The sequence below is a fragment of the Trinickia diaoshuihuensis genome (assembly GCF_003390925.1).
GTDB classification, from domain to species: domain Bacteria; phylum Pseudomonadota; class Gammaproteobacteria; order Burkholderiales; family Burkholderiaceae; genus Trinickia; species Trinickia diaoshuihuensis.
In genome coordinates, this window is sequence record NZ_QUBS01000085.1 from 146,033 (window position 1) to 154,921 (window position 8,889).

Here is an 8,889-nt window from a genome sequence, read left to right on the forward strand (position 1 = left end):
CGGCCGGCGCTTGTTCTCGCGCCGGCCAACCGCCTTCGTTCGTCGATCGTCCCGATGCTCAGGACAGCTTCTTCTTGAGCAATTCGTTGACCTGCTGAGGATTGGCCTTGCCCTTCGTCGCCTTCATGGCCTGGCCGATCAGCGCATTGAACGCCTTTTCCTTACCCGCGCGGAACTCTTCCACCGATTTCTGGTTGGCGGCGAGCACCTCGTCGATGATCGCCTCCAGAGCGCCGGCGTCGGAAATCTGCTTCAAGCCCTTCGCCTCGATGATGCGATCGGCCGCGCCTTCGTCACCGGCCTTTTCCTCCCACATCGCGAGGAAGATTTCCTTGGCGATCTTGTTCGAGATCGTGCCGTCGGCGATCCGCTGCAAGAGCAGCGCGAGTTGCGCGGCAGAAACGGGGCAGGCGTCGATTTCGAGGCCGTCGCGATTGAGCTGCGACGACACCTCGCCCATCAGCCAGTTCGCGGCGCCCTTCGCCTGCGAGGGCCCCGTTTTAGCGACCACGGCTTCGAAGTAAGCCGCCATCGCCTTGCTCGAAGTGAGGACCGTCGCATCGTACGGCGTCAGGCCGTATTGCGCGACGAAACGCTGCTGCATCGCAGCCGGCAGCTCCGGCATTTCTCCCTTCACGCGTTCGATCCACGCAGCGTCGATGACCAGCGGCATCAAATCGGGATCGGGGAAGTAGCGGTAGTCGTGCGCGTCTTCCTTGCTGCGCATCGAACGCGTCTCGCGGCGATCGGGATCGTAAAGGCGCGTTTCCTGCACCACCGTGCCTCCGTCCTCGATCAACTCGATCTGGCGGCGCACTTCGTACTGGATCGCCTCTTCGAGAAAGCGGAACGAATTGAGGTTCTTGATCTCGGCCCGCGTACCGAATTGCTCCTGCCCTTTGGGGCGGACCGAGACGTTCGCGTCGCAGCGGAACGAGCCCTCTTGCATATTGCCGTCGCAAATGCCGAGCCATACGACGAGTGCGTGCAGCGACTTGGCATAGGCCACCGCCTCGGCCGCGCTGCGCATCTCGGGCTCCGTGACGATTTCGAGCAGGGGCGTACCGGCCCGGTTCAGGTCGATGCCCGTCATACCGGCGAAATCTTCATGCAACGACTTGCCCGCGTCTTCCTCGAGGTGCGCGCGCGTCAAGCGAATCGTCTTCTCGTAAGCCGCGGTGCCGGTCTTTTCGTTGGCGGGGACGGCGATCGTAATGGTGCCGCCTTGCACGACCGGAATCTCGTACTGGCTGATCTGGTAGCCCTTGGGCAGATCCGGATAGAAGTAGTTCTTGCGCGCGAAAATGCTGCGCGGCGCGACCGTCGCTCCGATGGCGAGACCGAAACGAATCGCGCGTTCCACGGCCCCGCGATTGGCGACGGGCAGCACGCCCGGCAGCGCCAAGTCGACCGGACACGCCTGCGTGTTGGGCGCCGCGCCGAAACGCGTCGATGCGCCCGAGAAGATTTTAGAGACGGTCGACAGTTGCGCGTGCGTCTCAAGACCGATGACGACTTCCCACTCCATGTTCATGCCTCCCGCGATGCCGCTTGCGGCGCTTGCGTGTGCCAGTCGGTCACGCGTTGGAACGCGTCGGCGATTTGCAGCATCCGCGCCTCGTCGAAATAGTTGCCGATGATCTGCAGGCCGACCGGGAGGCCCGCGTTCGCGCCCGTGCCGAAGCCGCACGGCACGCTCATGCCGGGCAGGCCGGCCAGGCTGACCGAGAGCGTATAGATATCGGCCAAATACATTTGCACGGGATCGTCGCCCTTGGCGCCGATGTCCCAGGCGACGGACGGCGCCACGGGACCCATGATGAAGTCGCACTGCTTGAAGGCTTCCTGAAAGTCCTGCGCGATGATGCGCCGGATTTTTTGAGCTTGCAGGTAGTAGGCGTCGTAGTAGCCGTGCGAGAGCACATAGGTGCCGACGAGAATGCGGCGCTTGACCTCGGGACCGAAGCCTTGCGCGCGCGACTTCTTGTACATGTCGAGCAGATCGCGGTATTCGGCGGCGCGATGGCCGTACCGTACGCCGTCGAAGCGCGAGAGGTTCGACGACGCCTCGGCCGGCGCGATCACGTAGTAGACGGGAATCGACAGCTCGGTTTTGGGCAGCGAAACCGGCACGAGCGTCGCGCCGAGCGCCTCGTACTGCGCTAGCGCGGCGTCCACGGCCGCGCGCACGTCGCCCGCGAGGCCCTCGCCGAAGTACTCCTTGGGCAGGCCGATGCGCAGGCCGGCGAGCGGCTTGCCGGCCGGTGCATCGGCCGCGAAGGGTTGGCCGAGCAGGCGCGCGTAGTCTTCGTCGGGCCGTTGCAAGCTCGTGGAGTCGCGCTCGTCGAAGCCGGCCATCGCGCCGAGCAGCAGTGCGCAGTCGGCGGCGCTGCGCGCGATCGGACCGCCTTGATCGAGCGACGAAGCGAACGCGATCATCCCGTAGCGGGACACGCGGCCGTAAGTGGGCTTGATTCCCGTCACGCCCGAGAACGACGCGGGCTGACGAATCGAGCCGCCGGTATCGGTCGCCGTCGCCGCGGGGGCGAGGCGCGCGGCCACGGCGGCGGCCGAGCCGCCCGATGAGCCGCCCGGCACGGCGCGCTCGTCCCACGGGTTGCGCACGGCGCCGAAGGCGGAGTTCTCATTGGACGAACCCATCGCGAATTCGTCCATGTTGGTCTTGCCGAGCGTCACCATGCCGGCGCGGGCGAGGCGCTCGACGACGGTGGCATCGAACGGACTTTCGTAGCCGGCCAACATTTTAGAGCCCGCCGTCGAATGCCAGCCGCGCGTGACGAACACATCCTTGTGAGCGACGGGCACGCCCGTGAGTGGGCCGCCCTCGCCGCGCGCGAGCCGCGCGTCGGCTTCGCGCGCTTGCGCGAGCGTGAGTTCCGGGTCGACTTCGATGAACGCGTTCAACTCGCGCGCCGCGTCGATTCGCTTGAGGTACAACTGCGCCAGTTCGACGGCGGACAGCGCGCGGCTTGCGAGCGCGCCCGCAAGCTCGCTCAAACTTTTCTCGTACATATCGGTTCTTTCCGTAGATCCGGTTATTCGATCACTTTCGGGACCAGATACAGCCCGTCTTGCACGGCAGGCGCGCAGCGCTGGGCAGCATCGCGCTCGACCGTTTCGGTGACGGCGTCCTCGCGCAGCCGAAGCGCGACGTCCTCGATCTGTTCGATCGGATGCGCGAGCGGCGCGATGCCGGAGGTATCGACGGCCTGCATCCGCTCGACGAGCCCGAAGAACTCGTTGAGTTGAGCGAGGGTGTGCTCGCAGTCGGCATCGGCCAATTCGAGCCGCGCGAGATGGGCGATGCGTTTCACATCGGTCAGGGTCAAAGCCATGTGTTCCACCGGAAACAGGGACTTAAGCGCAACGCGGAAAAACGTCTGTCGCGCCAGTGGTTTAGGGCGTCGGATCGTACCCTCGACGAGGGGGCCGGCAACGGCAAAAAGGACCGGCCGTTTACTACAAATAGGTCGAAATTATAAGGTATCATTACGCGTTCGAACCAAACCCGGACCGGCCCCGCGTGAGGCCACTCGGCGCCTCAACCATAGCCGCCGCCTCGCGAGCCGCGGCCTCCGGTCGAATTCATTGCAGCTTCGCGCTCGCGTGGCGGCGCTCGAACGGCAGCCGCTCAGACCCGAAGCTTTTATTTTTTCCGCCGCCGCGCGGCGCCATCACGGCGAAGCCCGGCCTCTCCCGCGAGACAGGATTTCATGTTCGGCTTTTTGCGCAGCTACTTCTCCAACGACCTTGCGATCGACCTCGGCACCGCCAATACGCTGATCTATATGCGCGGCAAGGGCATCGTCCTCGACGAACCGTCCGTCGTTTCGATCCGCCAAGAAGGCGGTCCCAACGGGAAGAAGACCATTCAAGCAGTCGGCCGCGAGGCCAAGCAAATGCTCGGCAAGGTGCCGGGTAACATCGAAGCGATTCGCCCGATGAAAGACGGCGTCATTGCCGACTTCACGGTGACCGAGCAGATGATCAAGCAATTCATCAAAACGGCCCACGAATCGCGCATGTTTTCGCCCTCGCCGCGCATCATCATTTGCGTGCCCTGCGGTTCGACGCAAGTCGAGCGCCGCGCGATCAAGGAAGCCGCGCACGGCGCCGGCGCCTCGCAAGTCTACTTGATCGAGGAGCCGATGGCGGCCGCGATCGGCGCGGGCCTGCCCGTGTCGGAGGCGACCGGCTCGATGGTCGTCGATATCGGCGGCGGCACGACCGAAGTCGGCGTGATCTCGCTGGGCGGCATCGTCTATAAGGGCTCGGTCCGTGTCGGCGGCGACAAGTTCGACGAAGCGATCGTCAACTATATCCGCCGCAACTACGGCATGCTGATCGGCGAGCAAACGGCCGAAGCGATCAAGAAGGAGATCGGCTCCGCGTTCCCCGGCTCGGAAGTCAAGGAAATGGAAGTGAAGGGGCGCAATCTGTCGGAAGGTATTCCGCGCAGCTTCACGATCTCCAGCAACGAAATTCTCGAAGCGCTGACCGATCCGCTCAACCAAATCGTCTCCTCGGTCAAGATCGCCCTCGAGCAAACGCCGCCGGAACTCGGCGCCGATATCGCCGAGCGCGGCATGATGCTCACGGGCGGCGGCGCGCTGCTGCGCGACCTCGACCGTCTGCTCGCCGAGGAAACGGGCCTGCCCGTGCTCGTCGCCGAAGATCCGCTCACGTGCGTCGTGCGCGGCTCCGGCATGGCGCTCGAGCGGATGGACAAGCTCGGCAGCATCTTCTCGTACGAGTGACGTTGCAGGCGTCTTCGGCGCGCGCCACTCGCTCCCCCCGGATCGAGCGTTGATGCGCGCCGCTTCATCTCCCGCCAACGTTCACGCTTTCGGCGTCGACCATGGAATACAGTCCGCCGCCTCTATTTAAGCAGGGTCCGTCCGCGCTCGCGCGGCTTATCTTCTTCGTCGTCGTCTCGCTGGTGTTGCTCGTCTCGGATGCACGCTTCAAGACGCTCGAAGTCGTGCGCGCCGTGCTCGATGCGGGGCTCTATCCGCTACAGCGCGTCGCGCTTTTGCCGCGCGATCTCGTGCTCGGCGCGGCGCAGTTCGCCGTCTCCAACAACACGCTGCGGCGCGACAATCAAACGCTCGCCGCCAAGAATCTTCAGCTCTCGCTGCAAGCGAATCAGGTCGCCACGCTGACCGCCGAGAACGCGCATCTGCGCGCGCTGCTCAATCTCTCGCGCAACGTCGCCACGCAATCGATCCCCGCCGACGTGCAGTACGGCATGCGCGACCCGTTCACGCAAAAGGTCGTCATCGGCGGCGGCTCGCGCCAGGGCGTGCAAAACGGCTCGCCGGTCGTCAGCGAGGACGGCATGATCGGGCAGGTCACGCGCGTGTTCCCGATGCAGTCCGAAGTCACCCTCTTGACCGACAAGGACCAAGCGGTGCCCGTGGAAATCGTACGCACGGGCTTGCGCAGCGTCGTCTACGGCACCGCGACCGGCGATACGCTCGAGTTGCGTTTCGTGCCGATCAGCGCCGATGTCGTCGCGGGCGACGAACTCGTGACGAGCGGGCTCGACGGCGTCTATCCGGAAGGATTGCCGGTGGCGAAAGTGGTGCGCGTCGATAAGCAAGCCGATACGGCGTTCGCACGCGTCGTCTGCGCCCCGGTCGCGGCCGTGCGCGGCGCGCGCGACGTCCTCGTGCTGCACTACAAGAGCGACGTGCCGCCGCGGCCCGAGGTGCCCGAGGCCGCGTCGGCGGCGAAGGACGCGAAAGGCAAAAAGGCCGGGAAGGGCGCCGAAAAAACGGCCGAGAAGCCGGCGGGCGCCGCGGCGAAGAGCGCGGAGCCGAACGCTGAAGAAAAGAAGGCGGCCGGCAGGAGCGATAAAGCCGATCGAGCCGCTAAAGCCGACGGCAAGGCGGCCGATAAACAAGCCGAGCCGGCCAAGGCCGATGCCAACGGACACGGCGCGGCCACGGCGCGCGCCGCCTCGGGAGCCCAGCGATGAATCGTCCGCAGTACATCCTGCTGCCGGTCAATCCCTACTTCATCGCCTTCAGCCTCGCCGCGGCGTTCTTGTTGAATTTGATGCCGTGGGGCCGCTTGATCGGGGTTCCGGATTTCGTCGCGCTCGTGCTGCTCTTTTGGAACGTCCATCAGCCGCGCAAGGTCGGTATGGGTATCGCGTTCTTTCTGGGGCTCTTGATGGACGTGCACGGCGCGAGCCTGCTCGGCGAGCATGCGCTCGCCTACACGCTGCTTTCGTACGGGGCCATCACGATCCACCGCCGCGTGCTCTGGATGCCGCGCGGTTTGCAGGTCTTCGCGGTCGCGCCGCTGCTCGTGATCGCGCAACTGGTGCCGTTCGTCACGCGCTTGCTGACGGGCGCGGCATTTCCCGGCTGGGGCCAGCTCGTGCACGGTTTCGTCGAAGCCGCACTGTGGCCCCTCGCCTGTTCGCTGCTTCTGATGCCGCAGCGCCGCCCGGCCGATCCGGACGACACGCGGCCCATTTAAGAGCCGACCCGAGCGCTCGTTCGCGAGCGCGTTTTGCACCGAAGCATGACGGAATTCAAAAACACCCAGCAGCAGCTCTCGAAGTTTCGCTTTCGCGTGGCGGCGGCGGGCCTGTTCGTGCTCGCGTGCTTCGGGCTGCTGATCCTGCGCTTTTTGTTTCTGCAGGTTTGGCATTACAGCAAGTACTCGCTGCAAGCCGAGGAGAATCGCATCTCGGTGGCGCCGATCGTGCCCAATCGCGGCATCATCACCGATCGCAACGGCGTCGTGCTCGCGCGCAACTATTCGGCTTATACGCTCGAGGTCACCCCCTCGAAGCTGGGCGACACGCTCGATCACGTCATCGATCAACTCTCGACGGTGGTCGAGATCGACGCGCGCGACCGGCGCCGCTTCAAGAAGCTGCTCGAGGATTCGAAGAATTTCGAAAGCCTGCCGATCCGCACCCGGCTGACCGACGAGGAAGTCGCGCGCTTCACTGCGCAGCGTTTCCGCTTCCCCGGCGTCGACGTGCGCGCGCGACTGTTCCGTCAGTATCCGCTCGGCACCACGGCCGCGCACGTGATCGGCTATATCGGCCGGATCTCGCAGCGCGATCAGGAAAAGATCGATGCAATCAGCGAACAGAACGACAGCGACCCCGATCATTACGATCCTCGGCTCGATGCGAACAACTACAAGGGCACCGACTATATCGGCAAGATCGGCGTCGAGCAGAGCTACGAAGCGGAATTGCACGGCCTGACCGGCTTCGAGGAAGTCGAGGTGACGGCGGGCGGACGCCCCGTTCGCACGCTCTCGCGCACGCAGGCGACGCCGGGCAACAACCTCGTGCTCTCGCTCGATATCGGTTTGCAGGAGGTGGCCGAACAGGCCTTCGCGGGCAAGCGCGGCGCGCTGGTGGCGATCGAACCGTCGACAGGCGACGTGCTCGCGTTCGTTTCGGCGCCCAGCTTCGATCCCAACGCGTTCGTGGACGGCATCGATCAGCAAACGTGGGACGAGCTCAACAACTCCCCCGATCACCCGCTGCTGAACCGGCCGCTGCATAGCGCCTACCCGCCGGGCTCGACCTATAAGCCGTTCATGGCGCTCGCCGCGCTGGCGTTGCACAAGCGCACGCCCGATTGGGGCTTCCACGATCCCGGCTTTTACATGTTCGGCGGGCACATGTTCCGCAACGACGTGCCGCAGGGCCAGGGCTGGATCGACATGAATCGCGCGATCATGGTGTCGAACGACACCTATTTCTATATGCTCGCGCACGACCTCGGCGTCGACTCGATCTCGAAATTCATGAAGCCGTGGGGCTTCGGGCAACTGACGGGCATCGATATCGCCGGCGAGGCGCGCGGCATCTTGCCGTCGACCGAATGGAAAAAGAAGGCCTACCGCAAGCCCGAACAGCAGCGCTGGTACGAAGGCGAGACGATCAGCCTCGGGATCGGCCAAGGCTACAACTCGTTCACGATGCTGCAACTGGCGCACGCCACGGCGACGCTGGCCAATAACGGCACGATCATGCGGCCGCACCTGGTCAAGGAAATCGAGAATCCGATCACGCGCGACATGCGGCTCACCGTTCCGCGCGAAAGCGGACGCATCGACGTGAGCCAAGCCGATATCGACGTCGTCAAACGCGGCATGGAAGCGGTGACGAGCAATCCGTCGGGCACCGGCTACGAGGTGTTTCGCAACGCACCGTTCCTCGTGGCGGGCAAGACGGGCACGGCACAGGTCTACTCGCTGCAAGGTGCGAAATATCACGGCGGCTCGATTCCCGAGCGCTTGCGCGATCACTCGCTGTTCATTGCTTTCGCACCGGCCGACGCCCCGAAAATCGCCATCGCCTGTATCGTCGAAAACGGCGGCTGGGGCGCGAGCGTGGCGGGGCCGATCGTGCGCCGCGTCCTCGACTACTACCTATTGCAGCGGGGCAAACCGGGCGCCCTGCAAGCCGCCGTCACGGAAGCGGCTTCGGCCACGCAGGCGATTGCCGGTCCCGTGATCGGCGCATCCGACAGCGAGGACGGCAACGCCACGCCCGTGAAGGTCGCGGCCGGTTTCAAAGCATTGCCGACGCCGGCCGTGCCGGCGTCCGCGCCGCGCGGCGACGCATCGGCGCCCTTGATCGCCTCGGACGTCATCGGCGCGCCGCAAGCCCCATCGGCATCCAGCGAAGCCGCGGGCGCGCCGAGCCAAGAACCGTTCGCCGCATCGCAAAGCCGCTCGACGGACAAGCCGAGTGCGTCGAGCTCGACGCCTTCGGTTTCGGCCGTCGAAAGGATGCGCCGCTTGCGCAACGGGCCGGCCTCGGGCGCGGCGGGCGAACGCCCGGCCCCCGCGCCGCGCAAACGACGCGCGCCGCCGCCCGATGCC

The 8,889-nt window shown here is 65.2% G+C and carries 7 protein-coding genes; 4 read left to right on the forward strand and 3 right to left on the reverse strand.

The annotated features are described in order from the left end of the window. Positions 1 to 58 precede the first annotated feature (58 nt). The 3 genes from gatB to gatC are packed head-to-tail and all read right to left on the reverse strand — an operon-like array spanning position 59 to position 3,356. Positions 59 to 1,534 carry an Asp-tRNA(Asn)/Glu-tRNA(Gln) amidotransferase subunit GatB gene (gatB, locus tag DXT59_RS23940; protein ID WP_116139850.1) on the reverse strand — a complete coding sequence of 492 codons (1,476 nt, stop codon included), beginning with the start codon at positions 1,532 to 1,534 and terminating at the stop codon, positions 59 to 61. Beyond that, positions 1,531 to 3,033, reverse strand: coding sequence for an Asp-tRNA(Asn)/Glu-tRNA(Gln) amidotransferase subunit GatA (gene gatA / locus DXT59_RS23945; RefSeq protein WP_116139852.1), 1,503 nt, complete (start codon positions 3,031 to 3,033; stop codon positions 1,531 to 1,533). Before gatA ends, gatB begins: the two co-directional genes overlap by 4 nt. Before the next feature lie 23 nt (positions 3,034 to 3,056). Next, entirely contained in the window at positions 3,057 to 3,356 is a 300-nt protein-coding gene (gene gatC, locus DXT59_RS23950; RefSeq protein ID WP_116139854.1) for an Asp-tRNA(Asn)/Glu-tRNA(Gln) amidotransferase subunit GatC, read from the reverse strand. Positions 3,357 to 3,734: 378 nt separating this feature from the next. On the opposite strand from gatC, the gene DXT59_RS23955 reads away from it, so the two are divergent. The 4 genes from DXT59_RS23955 to mrdA form a co-directional block, all read left to right on the forward strand. Next, the gene (locus DXT59_RS23955; RefSeq protein ID WP_017772379.1) at positions 3,735 to 4,778 is read left to right on the forward strand and encodes a rod shape-determining protein; all 1,044 of its coding nucleotides are present in this window, start codon (positions 3,735 to 3,737) and stop codon (positions 4,776 to 4,778) included. Between the two features lie 101 nt (positions 4,779 to 4,879). Continuing rightward, entirely contained in the window at positions 4,880 to 6,001 is a 1,122-nt protein-coding gene (mreC, locus tag DXT59_RS23960) for a rod shape-determining protein MreC (RefSeq protein ID WP_116139856.1), read from the forward strand. Beyond that, positions 5,998 to 6,510 (forward strand): rod shape-determining protein MreD, encoded by a 513-nt coding sequence (gene mreD, locus DXT59_RS23965; protein WP_116139858.1) that lies wholly within the window; start codon positions 5,998 to 6,000, stop codon positions 6,508 to 6,510. The genes mreC and mreD overlap by 4 nt, the downstream gene beginning before the upstream one ends. A 45-nt stretch (positions 6,511 to 6,555) precedes the next feature. Beyond that, a partial coding sequence (gene mrdA, locus DXT59_RS23970; RefSeq protein ID WP_116139860.1) for a penicillin-binding protein 2 occupies positions 6,556 to 8,889 on the forward strand: 2,334 nt, incomplete at its 3' end.